We start from the raw sequence: 26,613 nt of genomic DNA on the forward strand, positions 1-26,613 counted from the left end.
TGGTTGCACCTTTGTGCCATAAAGGTGCACCTCTCTTCTTTGGAATGGATTCTGCATGCATAACAGTATTTGCAGGCTTGATGATCTGCCTCCATGGTGGTGTGTGAGGATTATCATATATGAGGAGTCGCTTCTTCAGTTCTTTGTTTTCAATAAAAATTTTAAAAGCTTCGCTTTCAGTTCAACATTCTCTGAAAGATCTAATTATATATGCCTCTCCAGATCAACAAGGATATAATTTTCATATGCCTCATGATTGTTTCCTGATTCCACAGAATATTGTTATGTACTCATGAAAATATTTTAGGTTCCCAAGAGGATGGGTTAGGGTAAAAATCCGAAACAAGGGATCTAAGCAAGTACGAGAATTTTATCTCCAGGATGATGGATAACCCTTGCCGCGGAACCTTTCCTGTCATTGAGTACCTCTTCGGCACTTCTTTCGGCAATTCCTACTGCGATATACCTGTTCTTCAGGTCTCTTATGAATACCATTGAATCCTTTTTTATATTCTTGTCCATTGAAACTATTCCTTGTGCAAACACACTGGCTCCGTTCATTACATGTGGAACAGCCCCGTCATCTACGGTTATGGAGAAATTCTCAGGTTTAGTATCGTTTAAAAGAAACAGGGTTGGAATAATTGTGTCTCCCTTTATATAGATGTAAGGTCTGGATTTGACATAGTACAGTTTCTCATCCCTGTGCTCATCTATTTCCACCTTGTCCCAAGATTTTGCATCTATATTGATTTTTTCGCACAGTTGAATCAGATTTTTGGAATCTTTTCTTGAAATAAAATGCCTTGCCATATTATCACGGAATGTATTTTTTCAATTCTGGAACACTATCACCCAATCTCTTTCCCTTTGAATCTATTATCGGCATTAGTATTTCCGCTATGATATGCCCAAGATCCTTCTCGTTCTGAGTGAACATCCACTCCCTGTTACCTGTTTCCTGGAATATTGTAAGGAATGCATAGAAAACTGCCTTTGAGACTGGGCCTGTAAAGGTCATTTTTTCAGCATCCCTTATGGCTGCCTGCCTTCCGGACCTGAACGTTGCCTTAAGGAAATCTATCAGGAATGCTGATTCCTGTGACCACGGTTCTATGTTTATTCTCTCCTCAACTTCCTTGGTTTCTCCCATTCGCCTCATGGATTCAATCTTTTCCACCGGGCTCCCCTTGAGAGATTTAAACTTTGATTTTTCCACATCCGGGAAACTTTTTGACAGTATTTCATCTCCACTTACATCCCATATTATCTCCAGCAGTTTCCTGGAAGACGAGTTGTCAATGTAGATTCCTTTTCCATATTTTTTAACAGCTTCTGTCACAATATCCCTTTCCAGTGGAAGATCATCAAATGATGAGACAAATGATTCAGCGTCCAGGAACAGTTCTTCTCCCTTGATAAAATAACCTTTGGATATTGATTTCCGTATCCTCATCTCCTTCATTTCCCTTATAAGATGCCGATCATCCTCAATACCTGAGAGATATCTGGATGTATCAGGAAAATCATCTGAATATTTGGACAGGAAATCCGATGTTAATGAAAAATCCGCTGAAATATCCTTAACCAGTACGTGCTTGAGTATTGCCCCCATGGTGTGATGTCTTGAGTCTTCATGCACTTCTATTATGGATGTTCCGAGATTTGAAATGTTGATGGATGTGCCTTCGTTTCCTATAACAAGAATTTCTCCATCCTCATGGAACGCTATCTGTTCCTCCAAAAGAACATCTGCAAAAAATTTTTTTCCTGGCGAACTACCTTTACATGACGCAAGATAGAGATTTTTTGACGAATAAATGCGTACATTCTTGGCTTTCACAAGAGAGGTGAACGCCAGCATCCTCCATTTCTTGTCATCGAAGTGCTGAATTCCTGCCAGAACTGCTTCGTCAGTGTTTCCTCTCTTTGCATATTCTACCGACCCGTATGGTGTTTTAAGCATGCCCAGCAGAGGTGCACTGTTGGATTCGTAAATCTTGTAGGTCTCACTTATTCCGCTTAAAAACTGATCGCTTGACCTTGAAAAGCTGTCCATCTGGTCAGTAGATCTCTTACCCAGTTTTTTTGAATATGAAGAAAAAGGACAGAGAAACCCACTTTCCAGGCACTGCGGCAAAACCTGGGACGGATCCTGAAAGAACAGTTCCAGGTGCTTTAGGAACCCCTCCTGACTTTCCTTAGAATGAGCTTTAAGCCTCATGGAATTACGATTTTTTTTCAAGCATCCTGATAGCTTCAGCCCTTACGGTGACAGGAATTGGAACCATAGATTCAACCAGTTGCACTGTTACCTCTTCCTTAGGAGTATCTATGGACATTATCTTGGCTTTTTCCCCTTTGAATGGCCCATCAATGAGTTCTACAAATGCCCCAAGCTCAAGACCGCTTACTACAGATTTAGGCGTAAGATAATGTTCTATTTCTGTAAGATTTATGGCGCCTTCAACCATGCCTTTGTAACCCCTGATTCCCTTGGCTATAAATGAAACCCTGTCGGGATGCATGGTCTCAGCGAATAAGTATCCTTTGACCTCGAAGGGAGACATAATGGCCAGAACCTCATTGGAAGCATCCTTATTAATTGCTGATCTCTCTTCTTTGTCCCTTTCGCTCTTTCGTTCAAGGTCCCTTGATACCGCGAACTCGTTTCCAACTGTTGTTTTTATTGCTACTATTGTTGGAACAAGCTTAAGCACTATATCCTTCTGAAAACTGTTAATTCCATCCTCCGAAGTTATTGAAAATGAAAGTGTAACTCTATCACCCATGTAACCCCCTTTTGGTGTGATTAAGGTAATGAGTGACGACCTTACACCTCTAGGCTCTATGTCCATTTCCTCTTCTATGGGATGGTTGTCCTTTGGTGACATCGAAACTGATTTGGCCTTGATCAATGAAGATTCTATGAACCACTCTACAAGATCATCTCTCTGACTGAATTCTGCCGTGATCCTGATGTTGAATCTCCTCTTTGTGGATTGAATATTCCTGATAGTTACAGGTATTTCCAGAGAATATCCTGAACCCACGTCCATGTCTTTAGGATCAAAATTGATCCACTCATACTGACTTTTAACATTTTCCATTTTAAACACCTACGGTATATGGAAGAAAACTCCCATCATTAGATATATGAAGAAGCCCAGTAAACCCAACAAAGTGATTCCAACTCCCGTTATAAGTACAACCTTCACATATTCCTCTTTGTTTGGTTTTTTGGCCATTCTAAGAATTCTGGCATACTTTCCCTTCCCGAATCCTCCCACTCTTCTCTCTATTTTGTCCTGAATATCATTCAGTTTATCATCCATGGCCATGCTTAGTACCCTTTATACATTAGAGAAACTATACTTAAAATCTTTTTCTAATTTCTACCATCAATTTCTAGTTGATTTAGTCTCATCCTTTTCTATCTAATAATTAATAAAAATGACATAAAAAATTTAAAAAAAAATTAAAAATCATAAGAAAATTGCCCAAAATAATCCATAATGCTGAATATACATATCGAAAATATATGGCCAATATCCTGATTTTAATTAAACATAAATATTTAATATAAAATTGCTTAATTAATCCTGGGATAAAGTCTAAAGCGTTTAAAAAAAATAATGGTGTGTGTGAAATAATTGTGCCTGTGGCTCGCCCTTACTTAGGAGGTGATCCATCCGCAGGTTCCCCTACGGATACCTTGTTACGACTTAACCCTCCTCACTGACATCAGATTCGAGTTTGTCCTCTCGGGCATACCCTCATCCAACACCAGCTCGGATGGTTTGACGGGCGGTGTGTGCAAGGAGCAGGGGCATATTCACCGCGGGCTGTTGACCCGCGATTACTACGGAATCCACATTCATGAGGGCGAGTTACAGCCCTCAATCCTAACTATGAACAGGTTTCGAGGTTAGCTCCCCCTTTCGAGGTTGCAACTCATTGTCCTGTCCTTTGTAGCGCGCGTGTAGCCCGGGAGATTCGGGGCGTACTGACCTGCCGTCGACCCCTCCTTCCTCCAGCTTAGCGCTGGCGGTCCCTCTAAAGTGCGCATGTCCGCAAAGACATACTTGCAATTAGAGATGGGGGTCTCGCTCGTTATCACACTTAAGTGAACGCCCTACGGTACGAGCTGACGACGGCCATGCACCACCTCTCCTTCTATCGAGTAAACTCATCAGGTTGACTCTCATCCAAAGGTCGCTCCCGGTGAGTTTTCCGGCGTTGAATCCAATTAAACCGCACGCTCCTCCCGTTGCGGTGCTCCCCCGCCAATTCCTTTAAGTTTCAGCCTTGCGACCATACTCCCCAAGCGGCCCACTTAACACCTTCGCTCCGGCACTGCCCCCCTTCAACAGAGAGGCAACACCAAGTGGGCAGTGTTTACAGCTAGGACTACCCGGGTATCTAATCCGGTTTGCTCCCCTAGCCCTCGTTCCTCACCGTCGGATCCGTTCTAGTTGAACGCCTTCGCCACCGGTTGTCCTTCCAGGATTACAGGATTTTACCCCTACCCCGGAAGTACATTCAACCTCACCCGGTCCCAAGTTCTACAGTCTCTTCAGAAGATCATCCGTTGAGCGAATGAATTTATCTGAAGATTTACAGAACCGGCTACAAACGCTTTAGGCTCAATAAAAGTGACCACCACTAGAGCTGCGGGTGTTACCGCGGCGGCTGGCACCCGTCTTACCCAGCTCTTATTCACCAAGCTTTTTAGGCTTGATAAAAGCCTTGACTGTGTCAAGGCACTCAGGTTCCCCGTGTCGCGCTTTCGCGCATTGCACAGTTTTCGCGCCTGCTGCGCCCCGTAGGGCCTGGACTAATGTCTCAGAGTCCATCTCCGGGCTCCCTCTTTCAAGGCCCGTACCCGTCCTCGGCTATGTGGTCCTTTACACCACATACTACCTGATAGGCCGCAGACTCATCCTCAAGCGCCGAAGCTTTCACCATCAAAGCATTCCAGCATATAATGGCTATGGAGAATTACCCTCAGTTTCCCGAGGCTATACTCCACTTGGGGTTAGATTATCCGCGTGTTACTGAGCGGTTCGCTGGTGTCTTACGACCCCTTAACTTGCATGGCTTAGTCGAAACCTGATAGCAGTGGCCGCCGGCAGGATCAACCGGAGTTAATTCCTGTCTAATAAATTTGAAAATTGGCGAGCCACAGTTTGCACCATTTCACACGTCAGAAATGAGATCTTTCACTCATATCCCCATCTTTCCCAACCTTGGAACAGTTAAGGTTCATCTCTTGCCTCAGGCATTGATCCCCCACTCGCCTTATGGTTGGCTAATACTAGGTTCTTCCCTAGATATGTGCGTAGTCTCCTCTATAGTTAATCTCTATATAACCATTTCGAGAATTCTACTACATATATTAAAAACTATCAGTACTCCGGCTGTTAAAACAGCGTAAATCACAAAATTATTCAGTCAGGATATCGTCTAAAAATGGCTTTTTTTCTTAACTAAGTAAAAAAAATAGTTTGGTTTATCTTTTAATGGTAATTGGAATAAGATCATTGTTGAATTCAAGGATGGCTATATCCACAGGGTCGAACATTGTTGCCGGCACATCTATTATAACTGGTGCCCCCATGGAGACCTGTAATGCCCTTGCACCGATAATCCTTGCTTTTTCAAACTTGGTATAATTCATAGAAATCAACGGAATCTATAGGTAATTAAAAGAACTATAATAAATTTTTTATTGGTGTTTTCAACTACCTGACGGTTGAACCTGGAGCGACCTCACCGTAGGCAGTTACTGCAATGCCGTTTCTGTTAATAATCATCTGCTTTCCGGAAATGGTTGCAGTGGCAACATTTTCGTCATTGAGATTTTCAATTTTCAGGTTGAAATCACGCAATTCCTCAATTGTAATCTGCCCTGACATGTTAAATGGCAGATCATCGAGGCTTAACCTTTCTCCGGGAAGGCTGTTGTCATCTGGTTTAAGCAGTACCACTTTTTCACCGTCTGCAGCTGCAAGGAGCATGCCTTCAGATACCTCTCCTCTGATCTTTGCCTTTTTCAGATTTGCCACAAGAACAATTTTCTTACCCAGGAGTTCACTGAGTTCATAGTGTTTCCTCAGGCCTGCAACTATCTGGCGTTTTTCCGTTCCAAGAGAAATCTTCAGAATGACCAGGTGGTCTGAATTTGGATGCATTATGGCTTCCTCGATGAGGGCTACCCTCAGGTCAAGCCTGTTTCCATTATTGGACTGAAGATCAATCTTCTCGAAGGGCACTTCAGTTGAAACAGGATAATAGGACTTTTTTGTCCTCTTAAGATCCAAGTATGTGAAAGATGAAAACCCTTCCGGACCGATTATGTGTACTATCTTTTCTGCTGAGGATGGGCAGTATGGGTATAACATGTAGTCAAGATATTCAATCAGAACAAGAGCTGTGTGAAGTTTTGCTGCACATTTCTCTCTGTCAGTTTTAACAAGTTTCCAGGGAGCGGCATCGTTGAAATAAACATTGGAAAATTTCACCAGCTCCAGCCACTCGTAGAATGCCTTTTTAATTTGCACCTTTGAAATTAATGAGGAATAGTTCTCAAATCTTCTTTCTGCCTCTTCCACTGCCTTCAAATCAATAGGGTCAGGGACACCGGGCAATGGTTCCATCTTGTTTTTGGTTATGAAACTTACAACCCTGTGTATAAGATTGCCAAATTTATCAATAAGCTCACTATTTACTTTTTCCTGGAGATCTGAGAGAGTGAAATCAGAATCCCCTGTTTCCGGGAGATTCATTGCCATATAGAAGCGCAGATAATCCTTGGGAACTATCTTCAAAGCTTCATGGACAGTCAGTCCGATACCCCTGCTCTTGGAAAACTGCTCCCCTTTGAACCTGAGGTATTCATTCGCTGGAACATCATACGGGAGATTTATATCCCCTATTCCCATTAGAATTGCCGGCCAGATTACCGTATGAAAAGGAATATTGTCCTTCCCGATGAAATAGTATGTCTTTACGCCTTTTCCGTAATAGAATTCCTTCCAGTAGTCAGGTTTTCCTATTTTCTCTGAATACATCTTCGATCCTGATATGTATCCAATCAGAGCTTCAAACCAAACATAGATCCTTTTGTGATCGTAACCCTCAAGAGGTATGGGGACACCCCAGTCAAGGTCCCTGGTTATTGGCCTTTCCTTAAGCCCTGCAGATATAAAATTCCTGGTGAAGGCCAGTACATTTGTTCTCCAGAAATCCTTACTCCCAAGCCACTCCATGAGTTTCTCCTGGAACAGATCCAGTCTCAGAAAGAAGTGGGATGTTTCCCTGAACTCTGGAATCTCGTCGCAAAGAACACACCGGGGATCTATAAGTTCCTGTGGATCAAGAGTCCTGCCACATTCATCACACTGATCTCCTCTGGCCTTTTTGAAACCACAGTAAGGACATGTGCCCTCTATATACCTGTCAGGCATGAATCGCCCACATTTTGCGCAATAAGGAGAAATCATGGGCTTTTCAGCAAGAACCCCCTTCCCAAGAAGGTCTAGAAAAATCTCCTGCGCAGTTTTCCAGTGATCCTTATATGAGGTTCTGGTAAAAAAATCAAACTTTATGTCCATAGAACTAAAGGTCTCCAGGAATTCCCTGTGAAACTTGTCAGCTATTTCCTCAGGAGTTGTCTGCTGTTTTTCAGCAGAGATTGTTATAGGAGTTCCGTATTCATCGCTTCCCGAAATGAACATAACTTCGTTCCCCATCATCCTGTTGAATCTCACAAATATATCGGGCGAGAGATACGCTCCGGCTATATGGCCCAGGTGAAGCGAACCGTTTGCATAAGGCAGAGCCGCATTAACTAATATTTTTATAATATTACACCTCCAAAATTAACTAAGTTTGGATTCCGATGCTGTAATAAATTACTTGGTAATAATTCTTGAGAATTCCTGGAGCCAATTATTTACAAGACAACCGGGAAAAATGATCTTGCCCGGCTGCATTTAAGTTCTGTTTTGGTAAAAGGATCAGATGAATAGACCCGGACCTCCAAATCCCATCATACCCATTCCCATCATTCCCATGCCCATCATGCCCATCCCCATCATAGAACCTGATCCTGCCATCTGCTGTTGGTGTGCTTTCATGTGCTGATCCAGTTCCTGCTGGGTTTTGAAAAGCATGCCGTCATATTCACATATTTTCAGGGTTGGATCAATCTTCTTCACGATCTGTTCCCACATTCTCTTCTCAAACTCGTGACCTGAATGCAATTCTGCTGCTGTCGCCATACCCAATGTGGCTATTCCTTCTATTGCAGGTATTGCCATGTCTCTCCCCCATATGCCCGCATGCAGCTGAACTTGGAATTTGCCTTTGTCGCCAGCTATAACTACGTCAACATCCCTGACTCTTCCAAGAACTATTCTCTCCGCGTTTGATTTTTTTGCATGTATTTCATAAATAGAATTGCTCTCATCATCAGAGGTAATCTTGAAGTCTTCCTTTGCAAGCAGTTCCTTCACTAGATCGTGTACTTCAGAAGGGTCTATGTCCCTTTCAACAAAACCATGTTTTATCATAAATGTAGAGAACTCTATGCTTGATATAATTGTCGGAAATTAAAAAAAGATCCAGGAATTTGAATCCCATCAGGCAGATATATTGTATTCCAGCCTCTTTATGACAAAGTTTCTGTCCATGTTGGAGAGGAAATATCCAAGCCTCGGTCCCTGTTCTTTTCCAATTATTGCTTTATAGAATGAACCAAATCCTTCTTTTGGAGGGACATTTCTTTTCTTCAGAATTTCATGTACAGCATTATGTATATCCTCAGGCGTCCATTTTATATTTATAGCCTGTTGCACAAATTCCCTTAAAATATCTTTTTCATCCTGGTTAAGATTGGCCCTATAATCCTCTGGCATAACCCTAAATTTCACAATATCTGGAGCATACTTCGAGATCCAGTTCCTTGCAATCTGTATTTCCCATGCCATCTCATCATCCAGCTTATCCCCTTCATAGCCTGATTTTTTCATAATTCTTAGGAGATCATGGGGGGTAGTATATATCTGAACCAGTGTAACAAGATGCCGGAAGCTTATGCCGCTCCTGCTCTCCCTCCCTTGAATTCTTGAGTATTCGTAGACTTCTCTGTAATCATCATCCTTAACCTCCTCAAGCCCATCGTATGCTTTCTGATATTTTTCGAATTCGTCCACCAGATTTAGAAGACCGGCACCAGGATCAAAGTTTATGTGCCTGCCTGGATTTGTTCTGGCTATTATGAATCTCAGTATCTGTGGTGGAGCGTAGTTGACCATATCAGATGCTGGGATTGATATGCCCGTTGAGGAGTGCATAACACCTACTCCCTTTAGGAATATTCTCTCATAGATCAATGGAACAGGGGCTTTTATGCCAAAAACTTCCTCAGCAATTCTCTTTCCAGTGTCGTATGATCCGCCTGCTGCGCCGTGATCCTTTCCAAAAGGCTCTATAGTTACACCAAGCTCGAACCATTTGGCAGGCCATTCGACTCTCCATGGCATCTTTCCTTCATCCTTCCTTATATCTGAAGAACCTTCGTTCCCGCAGGAACACCTGTAATGAATGAGAGGGAGATCAAATGATGTGACCACAGTAGAGTTGATTCTTCCGCATCTGCGGCATCTCGGATTGTAGGGGAACCAGTTTTCCTCAATTTCCCTTCCGGAGAGGTCCTGAAGAATTTCCCTTATTTTTTCGCGTTTTTCCACTACAATCCTTATGGATCTTTCAAACCTTCCTTCTCTGTAGAGACCTGTGGTTCTTATAACCTCCACGTTAACGTCTATTTTGGAGAGCGCCTCTAAAAATGGCTTCAAGAAATACTCTGAATATGAAGGCCCTCCATCGGGTGCAGGTATGCTGCTTAGTGGGTAGCCCACATATGCTGAATAGGTCTGGTCAAGGAATGGGTATACTTTCCTGAGTGGATCTATGTCATCGCATAGGTATATGAATCTTGAATCCAGCCCTTTCTTCAAGGCGGCCTTATATATCATATCCCCTGTAAGAATCTCCCTCATATTGCCTACGTGAATTGGTCCGGAAGGAGATATGCCGGTGGATACCAGCTGTTTGCCTTCCAGATCTTTTACAAGATTGTCTGCCCAGTGCATATAAGAAACCTAACTGCTTCCTATGAGGCTTGTTCTGATTATGGACCTTAGCCTGACACCCATAATTTCGTCTCCGTGTATCTTGGATGCCAGAACAACAACGAGAACCACATTCCCTCCTTCAGATTTGACATCCATTATTGTTCTTTTCAGGGTTTCACCAGTGCTGGCAACATCGTCTATTATGACAATATTCTTACCTCTTACACTGGCAAAATTGCTGCTGAAAAGCCCCTCTTTTCTGCTTGGGTGAGGTCTGTAAACCACAAGTTCCTTATCCATAAGATAAGAGACCATTGTTGCAAATGGAATTCCATTAATAGTTATCCCAAGTATTGAAGAGACCTGGTATTCTCCAATCTGTGATTCCTCATCTATTATATCTGCAATTATTTCTGAAATGCTGCTTATCCTGCTGCCGTATACGCCTGCAGTTCTCCACCCTATCTTTACATCCTGTACTTTTGATTCCTTCAGAAAATCTTTGCTTAATAACCATGTAACAGTATTGACTGAAAGGTGAAGTTCGGTCGAAATTTCTTTGTCTCCCATGCCCTTGTTCTTAAGATCAAGTGCTCTTTTGTACAATTCTTCAAGGCTTTTCATAATGATAACCTCATTCTATTTTATATCGTAGAGAAAATCAGCATTAACTATTATAACCTTGTCTTCTAAACTATCCTGGATTCCAAATGTAAGCGACACCTCTAGTGCATTGGTCAAACTATTTTAATTTTGGTTGTATCGATTTCACCATCCAGCGTTTTCTTTATTTTCTGTGAAGTTTGTTTCAGTTCCTCTGTTGTGAGGATTTTTCTGATCCACTCTATCTCCCTGCCACATTTTCTTGGGATCATATGCAGATGATAGTGCATGACTCTCTGATTGGCGCATCTCCCGTTATTCTGTCCTATATTAAGTGCCTCGGCATTAATAGCGAGAAGGATGGCAGGCGCCAGCTTTCTTGCCACAAGGTGTACTGCCGAATAAATATCCACAGGGATGTCAAGGATGTTTGAATAATGACTCTTAGGAATAACCAGTACATGACCCTGCTCTACTGGCGCGTTGTCCATGAATGCCATTGTAAGATCGTCTTCATATATTATAGCAGCGTTTCTTTTTGTCACTATCTCAGTGCAGAAAACGCAAGATTTCTGGTTCATGGTACATAAATATAATTGGAATATAAAAAATGAAGCTTGATTGCCTGGCTTTTTAAACTCATTTTTTTCATTAAAAAATTGCAATACAGCCTATATTAGATAGAGAATTTAAGAGAAGAAGGACAAGGCGCCCATGTTTAACCACTACTTATCAAACATAAAATACCCCTGTACAATCTGGATGCATGCCACAAGGAACAATAAAAATGAATAAACCACCACCTGCGCCGACTATTACACCCCCACCTGGAAAATCCACAAAATACAAGGGCGTGAAGCATACAATACTTGTTATGAGCGGAAAAGGTGGAGTGGGTAAATCAACTGTAGCTGTCAATTTGGCCGTTACAATGGCATCGCACGGCCTCAGGGTTGGACTCATAGATGCAGACATAAATGGGCCAGATGACCCCAAGATGCTGGGGGTGAGCAACGAGAAGGTTGATGCGGATGACAGAGGTATAATTCCTGTAAAAACAAGGTATGGCGTTGATGTAATATCCATGGGATTTCTGCTTCCATCAGAAGATACAGCAGTAATATGGCGCGGGGCTCTGAGACATAAAGCACTGCAGCAGTTTCTGGAAGAGGTGTTCTGGGACAATAAGGACTATGTCATACTTGACATGCCTCCCGGAACCGGTGATGAGGCTTTGACAATTGCCCAACTTGTGCCGGATGCTGACGGAATTGTTATTGTTATTACTCCACAGGAGGTTGCCCTTATTGATGCAAAGAAGGCAATTAATTTTGCAAGCCAGCTAAAGCTACCAGTCATAGGTCTGATTGAAAACATGAGTGGACTTGTGTGTCCCCACTGTGGTGAAACAATAGACGTATTCAAAACAGGAGGAGGAGAGGAAGCTGCAAAGAAATACAATGTAAGATTCCTTGGAAGAATTCCTCTGGTACCTCAGATAGTAACTGATTCAGATAACGGTGTTGCGGCTGTGGACAACAACGAAAAACTGAAAGAGATTTTCTTATCCATAGTAGATAAAATAAAGGATGGAAAACAATAATTCCATTCGACTTTTTAATTTTTGTCAATCAATTTAATATTCAAACAACTTCAATATGAAAAAATGTTCTATCCAAACTTTAATAAGAATCAAGTTGAAAATTCAATAAAGAAAAAAAATAAAAAGTAACGCACATAAAATTATGTAAACGCCAGTCAAAATCACATTAGCATAGATTGTGTATTCGGTCGGTTAGTGACTGTGGACTTAATATCTCGCCGAAGCTCGATACTCACATCCCAGTTCTATCAAACTCCTCTTTTAGGAGAGACCTATAACGATGTCTATTTTCAGGGGCGACTTCAAGCTTAGATGCTTTCAGCTTTTATTCGCGAATGACGTGGCTACCCGGCAAATGCCTTGCCAGACAACCGGTAAACCAGAAGTCACGAACCCCCGTTCCTCTCGTACTAAAGGCTCCTGCCCTTCAGACATCGAACACTCCCACTGAGAAGCAACCCTACTGTCTCGCGACGTAGTGAACCCATCTCAGGATCCCTTTTAATGGGCGAACAGCCCCACCCTTGGCACCTTGTTCAGCACCAGGATAGGAACAGACGACATCGAAGTAGCAAACCCTCGGGTCGATATGAACTCTTGCCGAGGACAACTCAGTTATCCCTGGGGTAACTTCTCTCTTATCACCCGCCCCCACTAAGGAGGTACAGGGTGGTTCGTTAGACCCTACTTTCGTATCTGCGTTGCCTATTGTCTGCAACACAGTCAAGCCAGCTTTTGCTCTTACACTCTACGGAGGATTACTGACCCTCCTGAGCTGACCTTTGGGGGCCCCTGTTTGATTCTCAGGGGCGTGGCGCCCCACCCAAACTGCCCACCAATAGTTGTCCCTCTTTCGAGGTTAGTAACGCAATTCCTAAAGGGAAGTGTTTCATTGTTGCCTCCACCTGAACCAAAATCCAGGCATCGACAGCTCCTTCCTACACTACGCATTAAGAACCGTATTACAGCCACAGGCTGCAGTAAAGCTCCACGGGGACTTCGCTTTCAAGTGGGAGATACTGGATTGTGCACCAGTGCATCAATTTCACGGGGCTGAGCGCGGGGACAGTGGGACTCTCGTTGAACCTTCATGCAAGCCGCCAATTAAGCGGCTAGGTATTACGCTACCTTAAGAGGGTCATAGTTACCCCCGCCGTTTATCGGCCCTTCTTTCCCTTGAACGGGACTTTCAGGTACCGACACTGGGCAGGTTTCGACCGCTATACACATCCTTACGGACTAGCAGCGATCTGTGTTTTTGGTAAACAGTCGGGGTCCCCTTGCCACTGCGACCTATTCTCTCTCAGAATAGGCACTCCTTCTACCTAAGATACGGAGCTATTTGGCCGAGTTCCCTCGCGCCCATTAGGCCCAAACGCCTTGGACTTCTCATCCAGGGGCACCTGTGTCGGTTCTTGGTACGAACTCTGGCTTGACCCATACTACTTCTTCACAGGCTCCAAGAATTAAAGGAAACCCTATAAAGGGTCTCTCTTGCATTCGTGAACTTCTCGTCATTACAACTCTCCATCCACTTATACACAAGAATACATTGACACCTGTACTCCCCCTATCTTAAAGCATATAGCATGGCAAAACACCAGAGGTGCTGGAATATTAACCAGCTTCCCATTCGGTCAACTCTTATTAAGGATGACCTTAGGATCGACTAACCCTCGGCTGACGAACATTGCCAAGGAACCCTTAGCCCTTTCGGCGGAATTGATTCTCACAATTCTTTTCTGCTACTTTTACCAGGATCCGCGATGCTCATACGGTCCATCCCTCCTTTCGAAGAAACTTCTTCCCATATGGCACGCCCCCCTACCAGATCACCTTTCGGTGCTCGAAGGTCTCGGTTGCTGACTTTAGCCCCTTCCATCTTCGGGACATGTAGCCTCGGTGAGTGAGCTGTTACGCACTCTTTAAAGGATGGCTGCTTCTAAGCCAACCTCCACACTGTCTTTGGCCACAAACCCCTTTGATTTGCACTTAGTCAGCATTAGGGACCTTAACCCTCGTCTAGGATGTTCCCTTCACGGGCACAGAGCTTATCCCTGTGCCCTAGCATCCAGCTTCTACGATCTTGACAAGTTCGGAGTTTGATAAGTTGGCGCAGTCTTTCGACTGCTTACCGACTATTCGGTCGCTCTACCTCGCCAAGCATCTCAGCTGAAGTCTACCTGCGGGTAGTATCGGGGGGAACCCGCTATTACCGGCCTAGATTAGCCTTTAACCCCTACACCCAAGTCATCCAAACGATTTGCACATCAGAACTGGTTCGGTCCTCCACCTGGCTTTCGCCAAGCTTCAACCTGCTCAGGCGTAGATCGACCGGATTCGGGTCTTCCACAAGTGACTAAACGCATTAATTACGCTATCCCTCCATTGCTGTGCGGATAATTGCTTTCGCTACGGCTACTCCTTAAAGGATTAACCTTGCCACTCATCAAAACTCCCTGGCCCGTTCTTCAACACGGATAATAGAACACCGGTCTACCGTAGTTAACGGTATCACTCCTTGAGTGCCCTATAAGTTTATCGCTGCTTGGTTTCAGGCTCTTTTCACCACCCTTTCGGGTTACTTTTCAGTTTTCCCTCACGGTACTTGTTCGCTATCGGATTTGGGAAGTATTTAAGGTTGGATGTTAGTGCCACCCATATTCCCGCGCGAAAAATGACGCACGGTACTCTGGATACCACCCCTTGTAGCTTGAAGTCTTACTCAAACGGGGCTATCACCCTCTCTGGCTCTGCTTTCCAGCAGATTATAATTCGACAACGAGGCATTAAAGGTGGTCCAAACTCCACATCTATCCCTCTTTTCAAAGGGAAATTCGGTTTGCCTTATACCGCTTTCGATCGCCTTTATTAACGGTATCTCGATTGATTTCTTTTCCTCCGGGTACTAAGATGTTTCAATTCCCCGGGTTCCCTCTCCTTTCGGAGTGTCTAAAAGACAGGAAGTCCCATTCGGATATCTTCGGATCTCGGGCTCCATGCACCTCCCCGAAGCTTTTCGCAGCTTGGCACGTCCTTCATCGGCTCCCAAACCAAACCATCCCCCAAGCAGCTTTGCAGATTACACAATCCATTTTGCTGCGATTAAACATTGACTGGCGTCATCGGTCATAAGACCTCTTACCCTTCCCTTCGAAAGTTATTAGCTTAGAAGGTGCATTTTAGTGCGTAGGCAGGATATATCCTTTGACAATATAAGGGTTTTCATGTCAACGTTTTATTCTGAAATCACCAATAAATTACAGATTTTTCATCATATCTAAACCTTTTTTTTATTGCAATTGATGAAAAAATACTTTAAGGTTTGTAATTTTATGAATTTTACTGCATCCGAATACAGTTTGACAGTAATTAATTTTAATAGATCCCACATAAAATGGCTGAACTCACCCTGTTACCGGAATGTCGGATTCAATGCAGTTAACTTTACTGATGATGATATTGTCATAACCATACGTATACCATATTTAGGGTTCTGTAGATGATTCTACATATGAAGCTGTATTTTATAATTGTAAGTTCTCGGGTATACCTGCATAAGTTCCCTACACCGGATGCATGGATGCTCTGAACACAAAGAAGTCCCTCTGCAATGAGGGTTCTGATGTGCGTATATGGTTGGTGACTTACCCTAGTAAAAACACATGCAGAACAAGTCCGGCTTTAAAGGCAACCCCAAACCCGAAAGGGGAGACTTAGGCTTTGGTATTGAAGCCAAGAAGTTTGCGCATGAGTTAGATATTCACCTCCAGAGGAGTCTGCTAAAATGGTTAATGGATTTTACAACCTTCTTCCTTCCTTTGAAAGAAGAAAAATCACATTAAATTTGTTTGAAAATAAAGATATAATAAGAAATGATAGATTTCTGTGAAGAGATTTCCAAGAATTGTCGGAGTATGCGGTTCACCTTTCAATCGTGACCAAAATGGAAATGAGACGCTATTGTTCACTCTCGTTCGCATGGACGGACGTTTGGAAGGGGTTAGCAGGACAAGTATTGAGATTGACGGCACTGATTCAACCAATGCAATTAAAGCTGAGATTCTCAGCAGATACATCGAAAGAAGCAATTATGTTATGTTGCCCGGGATAACATTTGGAGGGTTCAATTTTTGTGATATAGCTGAAATAAATGCTTCAACGGGGCTACCTATATTATCCCTTATCAAACACAAACCGGATCTTGATTCCATAAAACATGCAGTTGAGAAACATACTCAGGATGCACGGAAGAGAATTGCAATCCTTGAAAAAACAGAAATTATTGATCTTACAATGCGTAATGGTTACAAGATCTATGCAAACCTTGCTGGAATAAATGCCAGAGAGGCAGAATTACTTGTAAGAAAAAGTACAATTTTTGGAAAGACGCCAGAACCTTTAAGGATAGGAAGAATGATATCAGAAATTGTATGAATTTACCCGGTCTCAATTGAAACGCCTTGTCTTTTTGCGGTAACTTCTTCGCCTGTTTATCCCATTCCCGCATGAAGAAATGACAATTTCTCATTGTTACTTTTGAATACCTGGCATTGTAGAATATTGCTCAAGACATTTATGGGAAGTAGGCTTTTTTAAGCTTAATAATATATGAATATTTAAAAAATCTAGGGAAGGATTATTCCCTGTACATGTTCATGTCCAATTCGTCTACCATATTTTCTTTGACCTTAGGAAGGTTTTTCAGGATATCATCCAACTTTTCTTCTTCCACAGGCACATACTTCATCTTTCCCAAAGACATGTGGTATGAACCGGGACACAAAACACCTTCCTTCACAACTATTGCGTCTGGTTTCAGTGAAAGAATTCCCTGCATGCACCTCTCTTTGCCCCCGTATGGCGAACCAAAACCAGGGTTTTCATATTCCTTTATCTGCTTTGTCTCATCATCTATCACCATGATGGAATTGCCATATTCTAGAGGTGTCACATAATTCTCCTCGTCTACTACTGCAACGATTTTCATGGTTTGGTAAAGTTTGAAAGAAGATTTAATCTCAATGTAACTTTAATAACTACAAAGATTATAAAATATTTAAAATGCCATGGAGAGGCTTCAATAATAACCTGTAAGTTCGGTCTCGTATTTTGGAATAACGATCCCTGACCCATTCTCCACATGACCTATCTCTTTGAACTGAACCCTGTTTCTAAGCGTGTTGATGAAATCTATACGGCTTTCCTCGTCGATTACCACCACATACCCTATACCCATGTTGAATGTTTCATACATCTGTTTATATTCAAGCCCCCCCATACTCATTAATTGCTTGAATACATTCTGTGGTTCAAATGGATCTTCAATAACATATTTCATGTCTTTCATACGGCTCATGTTTTTGAGACCGCCGCCGGTTATGTTGGCCATTCCCTTTATATTAACGATGTTAAGAATGTCCAGTATCTCCCTGACATAAATCCTGGTCGGCTCAAGGAGCACATCTACTGCCTTCTTGGTATCTCCTGGGAATTTAGAGTCAAGTGAGATCTCATTATCCTTGATTATGCTTCTAACAGTTGTGAAACCATTTGAATGAAGACCACTGCTCTGAAGTGCAAATATAACGTCCCCGTCTCTTATCTTTTCTCCATTAACTATTTGACTTTTCTGTACAATGCCAAGAGTTGTACCTGAGACGTCCATATCCTTTACCAGTTCCGGTATTATTGAAGTTTCCCCCCCAACAATAGTAATATTGGAAATCTGCGCGCCGACGTTAAAACCCATTCCCAGCTGTCTGGAAACTTCCTGGTTTGTCTCTCTGAGAGCAATATAGTCCACCATTGCAATTGGTTCCGCTCCCGCGGTGAGGGCATCGTTAACATTCATTGCAATGCAGTCTATTCCTATTGAATCCCACCTTTCAGCTTCGTTGGCGATGATCACTTTAGTTCCAACTCCATCTGTGTTCAACGATACTGCAAAATTACCTAGATCAATTAGTGAGGTAAACCCTCCAAAGCTTCCTATGGTCCTGAAATCTTCCCTTTTGAATTTCAGTTGCCTTATGAACTGACTAACAAAATCGCCCTGTTGCTTGCGATCTACAAATTTGGATGAACTTCTGGGCATGGATTGATATTACAACATCAAATAAAATCTTATCATGGCAGTAAGTTTATGATTTTTTGATTTTTGAAGAAAAACAACATATAATTTAAATAATTATCAAGATATCTGGAATAGGTGATAAGATGGTAAAATTAGAATCACTGGATTACAAGCCAAAGCCTATAGATGAGAATTTCTTGGATGATGTAGAACACTACCCAGTAACCGGGAAGCATTTTGATCATGAAGTTAGAGCAGAGGGAATGCAGAGAATGGATGCGGATGGAAAGCCTTACCCCACTAAGAATGGTATACATGGGAGCAAAGTTGCAATAGATTTTGAAACATGTATAGCTGATGGGGCCTGCATGGATGTGTGCCCTGTGACACTTTACGAATGGCTCCTGAATCCTGGTCAGATGGGGACCGGAAATGACAAGGACATCACAGGAGACAAGGATTTATATGCAAAATACAGAACTGATAAATGTGACCCGGTAAGGGAAAGCGATTGTATATTCTGCATGGCCTGCGAAAGTGTGTGCCCGACAAGAGCAATTAAAATAACACCATAATCCAATAAAATTTTTTTCGCAGTATTTCATATTATTTAAATAATTATCTTTAAATTTCAGGTGTCTTCTTTATCTTTTTGATGTTAATAACAACCTTAAGCAGGATGATCCCTGTTAAAGAGGTAATGAAATATGCCGGTGATATATCTGAAAAAGAATCTGTATGATAAGATTGTAAATAGAGGTCAAGATGTTGGCGAATATGTTAATAAGACTGTAAAGAAAGAACTTGATCAGTCCAATTAACAACCCTTTTTTCTCCAAGTGATTTTAGTATTCCTAACAAATTCTTGTGTTTACGCATAATAAATATAATTTCAAGACATAACATCCATAGGTGATGTTATGGAGAATTTTAATTTAAAGAACATAAAAGATGTTGTAGATCCAATTGGCATAAGGGATGAGGAGCTTGAAACCTATGGAAATTATATGGCCAAGGTATCGCTTGGTATTCTTGAAAGACTGAGAAACAAGGACGATGGGAAACTTATACTTGTAACCTCAATAAACCCCACCCCTGCAGGAGAGGGTAAAACAACAACCTCCATAGGACTTACTGAAGCCCTTGGTTCAATGGGAAAAAAGGTCATTGTGGCTATCAGGGAACCATCTCTTGGGCCATGCTTCGGTATCAAAGGTGGAGCGACTGGAGGAGGAAAAGCAACAGTCGAACCAAGCGACCGCATAAACCTGTTTTTTACATCTGATTTTCCAGCAGTTACTGCAGCTCACAATTTACTTTCTGCACTCATAAATAACCACATTCATTATGGAAATGATCTTAGAATAGACCCGAAGAAGATTCTCTTCCCAAGAACAATTGATATGAACGACAGGTCACTGAGAGAAGTTATAGTTGGAACGGGTGGGCATGAGAATGGATCAATGGTTGAGGATAAGTACGTTATAACCCCGGCTTCAGAAATAATGGCGATAGTTGGGCTGGCTGAGGGTTATTCAGATCTCAAGGAAAGGCTCTCCCGTATCCTTGTGGCATACAGTACTGATAACAGACCCATATACGCGGGTGATCTGAATGCCCAGGGATCGATGGCAGTTCTTTTGAGGGACGCGATCAAACCCAATATTGTGCAGACTGCTGAGGGAAATCCTGCATTTATACATACTGGGCCATTTGGAAACATAGCCCATGGAACATCCAGCATACTTGCTGACAGGATTGCACTTAAGCTTGCAGATTATGTTGTCACTGAGGCTGGTTTCGGATCTGAACTTGGGGCAGAGAAATTCTTCAACCTGGTATCACGGGTGGGAAAACTGCCCATAAATGGGGTAGTTCTTGTGTGTACCATCAGGGCTCTGAAACACCACGGCGGGGCCAGGGATTATAACATTGAGGATCTGGACGCACTGAAAGATGGAAGCAGAAATCTCCTGAGGCATGTGGAAAACATAAGGAGATTCGGTTTTGATCCTGTAGTTTCGCTTAACATCTTTGCCTCAGATTCTGAAAAGGAGATCAAACTCATAGGATCAATAATGGATTCTAAAAAGATCAAATGGGCCAGATCTGAGGTATTTGAAAAAGGGGGAAAAGGTGGACTTGAACTTGCCAGTAAGATACTTGAAAATCTCCAGGACCATCCCATGATTAAGAGAACATACGAATTTACACAGCCTCTCCAGGAAAAGATAGAAAGCATAGTCACACAGGTTTACGGGGGCACTTCAGTAGAATACAGTAAGCAGGCTAAACTTGCTATAAAGAAAATCAAACAGTTAGGACTTGAGGGTCTTCCTATTTGTATGGCCAAGAACCAGTATTCTTTCAGTGACGATGCTTCTAAACTCAATGCACCTGAAAATTTCAAGGTGAATGTTAGAGACATAAGAATAGCATCAGGGGCAGGATTCCTTGTTCCCATGCTTGGAGAGATAATGACCATGCCTGGACTTCCCAAAGTGCCTGCGGCGAATGGCATGGATGTTGATGAAAAAGGAAACATAACCGGGCTCTAAATTTTTTTCTTTCACCTCCTTAAATATAAGGGGTTCCGGTTAAATATAGATCTCTCATGATACATACTATGGAAAGTGTTGGAGATTACCACAAATGGGAAGAAAGACCCATCCTTATTTTCTGGGAGACAACAAAAGCCTGTGATCTCTCCTGCATCCAGTGCAGGGCTTTAGCCATGAAGGACCCCCAGCCTGGGGAACTTGATCCAGAGGAATCCCTGAACTTCGTAAGAAGTTTGAAGGATTTTGGAAAGCCGTATCCTGTAGTGATTCTTTCAGGCGGAGATGTAATGAAAAAGTCCAATCTGGAAGAGATTGCACGGGAACTCCACTCAGAAGGTATCCGATATTCTATAAGTCCCTCCGCAACTAATCTTGTAACAGAGGAAAAAATGCAGTATCTAAAGGATAATGGAATGGTTTCAGTATCTCTGAGCCTTGATGGGGGCAGCCCGGAGATTCATGATAAAATAAGAGGAGTTAAGGGGGCGTTTCAAAAAACCATGGATATTATTGACCTTCTTTCCAAGCTGGGCATAAAGGTTCAGATTAACACCACGGTTATGCGTGAAAATATTTCAGAACTCCCTCGTGTGTTCAGCATTCTGAGAAATAAGCACATCAGCACCTGGGAGGTATTTTTCCTCGTAAATACCGGAAAAGCCAGTGAACTTAAAACTCTGGATTCAGTAAAAGTCAATGATGTTAACAAGTGGCTTGTCTTCGCTTCTTTCTATGGGATGAATATAAGGACTGTCGAGTCACCAATATTCAGACGGATACAGATAGACTACATGGCTTCCGGTGAACTTTCCGGAGGTAAAATATTTGAACAGCTGAAGAAAATTACAATTGATAATGAAGGAAAACCTGACTCTACAAAAACTAGCCCTGTAGGAACTACCTGGGATGGAAATGGGATAGTGTTTGTTTCTCATGACGGGAAGGTTTACCCATCCGGTTTCCTGCCAGTTGAGGTGGGCAATATAAGGGAAAAATCCATTGTTGAAATTTACCGCACAAGTGGGGTTATGAAACTGTTGAGAGACCCATCAAAATTCAGTAGTAAATGTGCAATTTGTGCATACAATGGATACTGCCCTGGATCAAGGGCAAGATCCTACAACCTGAATGGAGACCCATTTGGAAACGATCCCATGTGCGATTTTGATGCTTTGCATAAGAGATATGATTTTACGGAGGTCTTCGTCTGATGCCCTCAATAGACTGCTCCTTGTCGGTTACACCTGAAACAGAAGATAGCAGAAGTTTCCCCAAGGTTATCGTGGGCCTTATTCTTATAATGGTTTACAATGCAATTATGATGTATCTGAGAAGATTTCGTATAAAATTTTCCAGGTTCATTAAAGGTAAGCCGTGACCTTTTTAGAAATTGTTGTCCACGAAAGACTTTACAATTTTTTTTGTACCTCTCCTGAGTACGTCTGAAAGAGAGGATGCAGAAACATGAAGTTCGTTTGCAAGATCCTTCATTGACATCTTTCTTTCAGTGTCATAATAGCCTCTTTTATAGGCCAATTCGATGATTTCTTTTTCCCTTGGCGTAAGATCAGAGTGCAGGTTCTCGTGTGACTCAATAAGTACTGGATTGAGGTTGAGTTTTTCCAATTTTTCCATTAATTCTTTGAGATGGAATTTGGAAGGTAGAATAATGCGGTATATCAGATGATTTCTGTTGATGGATTTTGTCCCGGATACTATGATGTCCTGGCTTGCAAAAAAATGGCATGAGCTGCAACTTAAACTTTCAACCCACACAGTATTTTTGCCTATTTTTGATGCACTTTTTGCGATAAGCTTCAGATCATGATAAACTTCATCTCTGTTGTTAAGGCATATCACTTTGTGTATGGTGCTATCTTCACCAACCTTCAATCGAAGTATTTCGGCTGAGTAATTTTTGGAGTATATCTCATTTGTTACTTTACAGTCCGATCTTGTAACTTCAATAAGTGCATCAATTGATTCCCCTGACCTTGAAGGCATTGCTTAAGTATTGTGTTCAAATTTTTAAATATTGTTATCAATCGGACTTCAGTGAAACCCATGTACTTACATTATTTATATCCGCAAATATCAAAAACTGCAGAAATCTAACTGCAAAACCTTTTTAACATCATTTAAATTCTTCGGAGATAAAGCCCCGTGGTGTAGTGGACAAGCATATCGGACTTTGGATCCGTCGACGGCAGTTCGAATCTGCCCGGGGCTATGATCCTTTCCATGCCAGCCTGAATTGAAAACAACCTGGATATAAGCTATCCCATATACAATCTTTAAGGAATCGAATTGACAAAGTCCATAATTGGAGAGACTAATAATCAAAAGTATAGAAACTTCCCGCATATCCTTCTAAATTCTTATAGCACGTGGTCTTGAACAATCGCAAAAACCAAAAACATGGGAAGGTACTGGCCTGAACAGTAATCTTTTTAGCTTCATATTGGATCAACGAACTCGAATTGTGAAGAATTATGATAAGGATAGTGGGAAAAACAAGTATTAAAAGAGATATAAGAACACCAACCACAATTTCCAGTGTTGTTTCTGAACTGGGGTTGAATGTTAATTCTTATGTAATCCTTCTTAACGGAAATCCAGCAACCTCTGATGAGGTTGCCTCACCTCAGGATGATCTTGTATTCCTCGAGGTTTTTTCCGGCGGATGAACCTGGAAAATAAATTTTGAATAAAACAGATCAAGCGCACAGGAATCCCTTCCCGGATCGTAGGGATCGAATATTTCCATCGTCTCCTTCTGATCATCTATATTTTTCCCTATGTTGATTTTTTTCAATCCCTCTCTGACCACATCACTTATGGATTTCTGTTGCCTTAGCAGATCTACATAGATTCTATCTCCCAATATGTAAGGGCCCCTCGATATTTCCATATTCATCCATTTGTTGTAAAAGTCAATTGAGCTGGGCTCGTCCACAGGCGGTCCCCGATGAGTCTTCAGTGCCGGAACCACTTTATTTTCCGATTCTATTATAACATCAATATGATCCTGCATGCATATTTCCCATGATATGGGCCTTAGATCGTTCCTTTCCATTATTCCCCATATGGCATTCTTGAATCTCAACGCCTGGGGGTATAGTATATCGTCCAGTATGTCAGGTTTCTTAACGCGGAAAACACGTAAAGTTGTTCCTCTCTCTTTTTTATCTTTCTTCCTCCCCCCTCTGGATTGATTGTATTCCGGCAGTTTTCCATTCAGGTACAGTCGACTGCAGAATTTCATTCTTGAAAGGTTTTCCAAACTGATTGCCGCCGCAGCATTTCTGGTACTGTCTGTGGGATCAATAACTATTGCAGGCGATTGGAAAACTTCAGTGTATTGAGGATCGCCTATAATGAGCTTCCCTCTCATAGTTGCGAACATCTCTATTGTCTTGATGAAATTTCCAGTATTAATAATTAGAAGTTCACATATATACCCTGAAAACCCCAACGTACGGGCATCAGATCCGTATACACCAATATGTTTCATGAACAGTTTCAGCTTCCTGACTTCATCTTTCCCTTCAAGACTCAATTTTGACTTCACATATTCTGTGTGAAGTGGTGTTCTGTCCACTGAACTTAGTATATTTTCTCCCGGAAGCATCCTGTATGAGGGCACAATATCTACTTTCTTCCCATCAATAAAACCGGTAACATAAGGGTGTTCTGCGTACTTTTCCTTACCATTCTCAAGAACAAAATGACCTATTGAAAGCCCCAGTTTCTCCATTTTTGCCCTGGGATATTTTTTTTCGAATCTAACAAATATGTCTATGTCGCCATCCCTAAGATTAGTACCCTTTGCTACAGAACCAACTAGAACAGGTTCCGCGTCAATATTATTCTCTCTGCAGTAGTATACTATCTTTTCGAATACAAAATCAACCGTTTTCCTTATACTTTCCTCTTCAGCTGAATCCGGCCTGAAAAGAGAAAGGAGATCATTTATATCTTTCATTTGCTCAGAAGGTTTAAAATTGCCTGTGCAGGCTCACCGTCAGCTCCTTTCAGAGCCTCGATAGCCTTTTCTCTTCCAACACCCGTCTGATCCATTACCAGTTTGATGTCCTCATTATTATAAGGTGAGATCTCTTCCTGTTTTACCTCCCCGGCACTCTTTGGGGCCTCTTTTATGTTTCCAACAATCTGAAAGGATTTCTGACCTTGCGCCTCTATCATTGTGACGGCTGCATTTTCTATGACATAATTTTTTGTATCTCCATAGAGAATAACTTTTTTGACATCTGTCATTTCATTTGATTTAATGCCCATCTGGGCCATCATTCTCTTTACTTCTCTTGAATTGAATTTTCCAGGTATCATGTTTTCTCGAATATAAAGATGCTAATTAAATTTAACCTGAATTACGGATCACTGATTCATGGGCTTTGGAGAATCAACTGTTGATCTGTAGCCCTGAGCAAACATGGTTATCATTAATGCAAATATTGCCGGTAGTATTGCAAACCCAAAAAGAAGCCTTGGTGACGCGAACCAGAGAAGAGAACCCAGCAACGGAGCGATTATCAACATTGGTACTGAAAAGAATGCCATTGCAGCCCTTATTTTATCTGCATCAGTAAGACTGAATTTATTCCATTGATAGCTATTGAAACCTCTTTCTGTAAGGGTTACAAGAGCCATAAATGCAAATCCTACCACAAAGAGGTAACTTGAAATGGCTATGGAGAAGAAGACCATGGCTACCATTATAATTCCCGGCCTGAGAACGTAAAACATCTTAAAAAATGATCCTGACCCGAACATTCTTCCCACATATTTCAGGAAAAATGATGCTGTTCCCAGTATTCCGAAAAGAATGAAGACCGGTCTGAGAGTTAATCCGTCCTTGATGGCAAGTGCAGGGATGAAAACGTTTACGGAACTCATTGAAAGTATGATCAGTATCTCTACAACAATTACTACAATAAGAAATTCCCGGTTTTTCATGCGACTGAGGCTTTCCACCACCTCTAGAGGCTTTCTTACCAAATCTTTTATGTCAAAATGCAGTTGTTTCCTGACAACCGTCTTTTTGAATGGTGAGAGTATCATCATTGAAGCTACAGCTGAAAAAATCATTATGAGAGAGATAATACCGTATATATAAGGCGCTTCCTTGGTGGTAAATACAGAAAAAATAAAAAATCCTGCAAATGAACCTACTAAAGATATATTGCTTAACTTTGACAGTGAATCCTGTCCATCAAATTTTGCCGCTGTTTTTTCTTTTATGGCAACACTGAAAAGGGAATTAAAAATGAAAATAAGAATAAATGAATAAAGAACTATATTAAAGGACTTGGCAAGAAATACAAGCGAGGTAGAGATTCCCATTGCCATTATCCCTATAACAATTGCATTGTCAGGCCCGGCCATGTCTACATAGAATTTTGAAGGAATTCTTGCCAAATATCCAACCAGAATTGAAATTCCCATAATGACTCCCAGCAGATATAGAGAAATATTCAGATCGAAAAAAAGAAAAGGCAGAGCCACCCATATGATAGAGATAAAAGCACCGCTGACTGCATAAAGGCCTATAATCGAAATCTGTTCCCGGCTCAATTTCCCGGAACTGATATCTAGTAACTCTGAAAT

24 protein-coding genes, 1 tRNA gene and 2 rRNA genes are annotated in these 26,613 nt (G+C 41.9%); 9 read left to right on the forward strand and 18 right to left on the reverse strand.

What is annotated here, in order from left to right; all coding sequences use genetic code 11:
* Positions 1-351: 351 nt before the first annotated feature.
* The 11 genes from OXIME_RS07495 to OXIME_RS07545 all read right to left on the reverse strand — a co-directional run bounded on the left by OXIME_RS07495 (position 352) and on the right by OXIME_RS07545 (position 11,326).
* A complete protein-coding gene (locus OXIME_RS07495) occupies positions 352-813 on the reverse strand; it encodes a DUF1947 domain-containing protein (protein ID WP_393971225.1) in 462 nt (153 codons plus the stop codon).
* A gap of 4 nt (positions 814-817) precedes the next feature.
* Positions 818-2,224 (reverse strand): hypothetical protein, encoded by a 1,407-nt coding sequence (locus tag OXIME_RS07500; protein WP_393971226.1) that lies wholly within the window; start codon positions 2,222-2,224, stop codon positions 818-820.
* A 4-nt stretch (positions 2,225-2,228) separates the two neighbouring features.
* The gene (locus OXIME_RS07505) at positions 2,229-3,110 is read right to left on the reverse strand and encodes a transcription elongation factor Spt5 (protein ID WP_393971227.1); all 882 of its coding nucleotides are present in this window, start codon (positions 3,108-3,110) and stop codon (positions 2,229-2,231) included.
* A gap of 9 nt (positions 3,111-3,119) precedes the next feature.
* Positions 3,120-3,341, reverse strand: coding sequence for a protein translocase SEC61 complex subunit gamma (locus tag OXIME_RS07510; protein ID WP_393971228.1), 222 nt, complete (start codon positions 3,339-3,341; stop codon positions 3,120-3,122).
* Positions 3,342-3,678: 337 nt separating this feature from the next.
* Positions 3,679-5,148 (reverse strand): 16S ribosomal RNA (locus tag OXIME_RS07515).
* 364 nt (positions 5,149-5,512) lie between these two features.
* Complete coding sequence (locus tag OXIME_RS07520; RefSeq protein WP_393972265.1) at positions 5,513-5,680, reverse strand: DNA-directed RNA polymerase subunit K; 168 nt, start codon at positions 5,678-5,680, stop codon at positions 5,513-5,515.
* A gap of 64 nt (positions 5,681-5,744) precedes the next feature.
* Entirely contained in the window at positions 5,745-7,868 is a 2,124-nt protein-coding gene (metG, locus tag OXIME_RS07525) for a methionine--tRNA ligase (protein ID WP_393972266.1), read from the reverse strand.
* A gap of 153 nt (positions 7,869-8,021) precedes the next feature.
* Positions 8,022-8,576, reverse strand: coding sequence for a hypothetical protein (locus tag OXIME_RS07530; RefSeq protein WP_393971229.1), 555 nt, complete (start codon positions 8,574-8,576; stop codon positions 8,022-8,024).
* Positions 8,577-8,645: 69 nt separating this feature from the next.
* Entirely contained in the window at positions 8,646-10,160 is a 1,515-nt protein-coding gene (gene lysS, locus OXIME_RS07535) for a lysine--tRNA ligase (RefSeq protein WP_393971230.1), read from the reverse strand.
* Between the two features lie 9 nt (positions 10,161-10,169).
* Positions 10,170-10,766 carry an orotate phosphoribosyltransferase-like protein gene (locus OXIME_RS07540; RefSeq protein WP_393971231.1) on the reverse strand — a complete coding sequence of 199 codons (597 nt, stop codon included), beginning with the start codon at positions 10,764-10,766 and terminating at the stop codon, positions 10,170-10,172.
* A gap of 113 nt (positions 10,767-10,879) precedes the next feature.
* Entirely contained in the window at positions 10,880-11,326 is a 447-nt protein-coding gene (locus OXIME_RS07545; RefSeq protein ID WP_393971232.1) for an HIT family protein, read from the reverse strand.
* A gap of 206 nt (positions 11,327-11,532) precedes the next feature.
* Here OXIME_RS07545 and OXIME_RS07550 point away from each other — a divergent pair, with 206 nt between their 5' ends.
* On the forward strand, positions 11,533-12,348 hold the full coding sequence (locus OXIME_RS07550; protein WP_393971233.1) for an Mrp/NBP35 family ATP-binding protein: 816 nt from the start codon (positions 11,533-11,535) through the stop codon (positions 12,346-12,348).
* Positions 12,349-12,520: 172 nt separating this feature from the next.
* On the opposite strand, the gene OXIME_RS07555 is transcribed toward OXIME_RS07550, so the two are convergent.
* A 23S ribosomal RNA gene (locus OXIME_RS07555) occupies positions 12,521-15,442 on the reverse strand.
* Between the two features lie 571 nt (positions 15,443-16,013).
* Between OXIME_RS07555 and OXIME_RS07560 the strand changes: the two genes are divergently transcribed.
* Together OXIME_RS07560 and OXIME_RS07565 are read left to right on the forward strand one after the other, a co-directional pair.
* Entirely contained in the window at positions 16,014-16,193 is a 180-nt protein-coding gene (locus OXIME_RS07560) for a hypothetical protein (protein ID WP_393971234.1), read from the forward strand.
* A 43-nt stretch (positions 16,194-16,236) separates the two neighbouring features.
* Entirely contained in the window at positions 16,237-16,785 is a 549-nt protein-coding gene (locus OXIME_RS07565; protein WP_393971235.1) for a DUF99 family protein, read from the forward strand.
* 202 nt (positions 16,786-16,987) lie between these two features.
* On the opposite strand, the gene OXIME_RS07570 is transcribed toward OXIME_RS07565, so the two are convergent.
* Both OXIME_RS07570 and purM read right to left on the reverse strand, forming a co-directional pair.
* A complete protein-coding gene (locus OXIME_RS07570) occupies positions 16,988-17,338 on the reverse strand; it encodes a hypothetical protein (protein ID WP_393971236.1) in 351 nt (116 codons plus the stop codon).
* Positions 17,339-17,428: 90 nt separating this feature from the next.
* Entirely contained in the window at positions 17,429-18,445 is a 1,017-nt protein-coding gene (gene purM / locus OXIME_RS07575) for a phosphoribosylformylglycinamidine cyclo-ligase (RefSeq protein WP_393971237.1), read from the reverse strand.
* A 122-nt stretch (positions 18,446-18,567) separates the two neighbouring features.
* Between purM and OXIME_RS07580 the strand changes: the two genes are divergently transcribed.
* The 4 genes from OXIME_RS07580 to OXIME_RS07595 all read left to right on the forward strand — a co-directional run bounded on the left by OXIME_RS07580 (position 18,568) and on the right by OXIME_RS07595 (position 22,363).
* Positions 18,568-18,999 carry a 4Fe-4S binding protein gene (locus tag OXIME_RS07580; RefSeq protein ID WP_393971238.1) on the forward strand — a complete coding sequence of 144 codons (432 nt, stop codon included), beginning with the start codon at positions 18,568-18,570 and terminating at the stop codon, positions 18,997-18,999.
* Between the two features lie 345 nt (positions 19,000-19,344).
* Positions 19,345-20,982 carry a formate--tetrahydrofolate ligase gene (locus tag OXIME_RS07585; protein WP_393971239.1) on the forward strand — a complete coding sequence of 546 codons (1,638 nt, stop codon included), beginning with the start codon at positions 19,345-19,347 and terminating at the stop codon, positions 20,980-20,982.
* Positions 20,983-21,050: 68 nt separating this feature from the next.
* On the forward strand, positions 21,051-22,196 hold the full coding sequence (locus tag OXIME_RS07590) for a TIGR04053 family radical SAM/SPASM domain-containing protein (RefSeq protein ID WP_393971240.1): 1,146 nt from the start codon (positions 21,051-21,053) through the stop codon (positions 22,194-22,196).
* A complete protein-coding gene (locus tag OXIME_RS07595) occupies positions 22,196-22,363 on the forward strand; it encodes a hypothetical protein (RefSeq protein WP_393971241.1) in 168 nt (55 codons plus the stop codon). Before OXIME_RS07590 ends, OXIME_RS07595 begins: the two co-directional genes overlap by 1 nt.
* Positions 22,364-22,368: 5 nt before the next feature.
* Here OXIME_RS07595 and OXIME_RS07600 read toward each other — a convergent pair whose 3' ends face one another.
* Positions 22,369-22,989, reverse strand: a complete 621-nt coding sequence (locus OXIME_RS07600; RefSeq protein WP_393971242.1) for a helix-turn-helix domain-containing protein — start codon at positions 22,987-22,989, stop codon at positions 22,369-22,371.
* Between the two features lie 153 nt (positions 22,990-23,142).
* On the opposite strand from OXIME_RS07600, the gene OXIME_RS07605 reads away from it, so the two are divergent.
* Together OXIME_RS07605 and OXIME_RS07610 are read left to right on the forward strand one after the other, a co-directional pair.
* Positions 23,143-23,215, forward strand: a tRNA-Gln gene (locus OXIME_RS07605).
* Between the two features lie 262 nt (positions 23,216-23,477).
* Positions 23,478-23,672, forward strand: coding sequence for a hypothetical protein (locus tag OXIME_RS07610; protein ID WP_393971243.1), 195 nt, complete (start codon positions 23,478-23,480; stop codon positions 23,670-23,672).
* Here OXIME_RS07610 and cca read toward each other — a convergent pair.
* From cca to OXIME_RS07625, 3 genes are read right to left on the reverse strand one after another with little or no spacing between them, the layout of a single operon-like run.
* Entirely contained in the window at positions 23,630-24,970 is a 1,341-nt protein-coding gene (gene cca, locus OXIME_RS07615; protein WP_393971244.1) for a CCA tRNA nucleotidyltransferase, read from the reverse strand. The two genes, OXIME_RS07610 and cca, sit on opposite strands and share 43 nt — an antisense overlap.
* A complete protein-coding gene (locus tag OXIME_RS07620; RefSeq protein ID WP_393971245.1) occupies positions 24,967-25,335 on the reverse strand; it encodes a nascent polypeptide-associated complex protein in 369 nt (122 codons plus the stop codon). Before OXIME_RS07620 ends, cca begins: the two co-directional genes overlap by 4 nt.
* A gap of 48 nt (positions 25,336-25,383) precedes the next feature.
* Positions 25,384-26,580 (reverse strand): MFS transporter, encoded by a 1,197-nt coding sequence (locus OXIME_RS07625; protein WP_393971246.1) that lies wholly within the window; start codon positions 26,578-26,580, stop codon positions 25,384-25,386.
* Positions 26,581-26,613 lie beyond the last annotated feature (33 nt).

The organism is Oxyplasma meridianum (assembly GCF_038024865.1).
GTDB classification, from domain to species: domain Archaea; phylum Thermoplasmatota; class Thermoplasmata; order Thermoplasmatales; family Thermoplasmataceae; genus Oxyplasma; species Oxyplasma meridianum.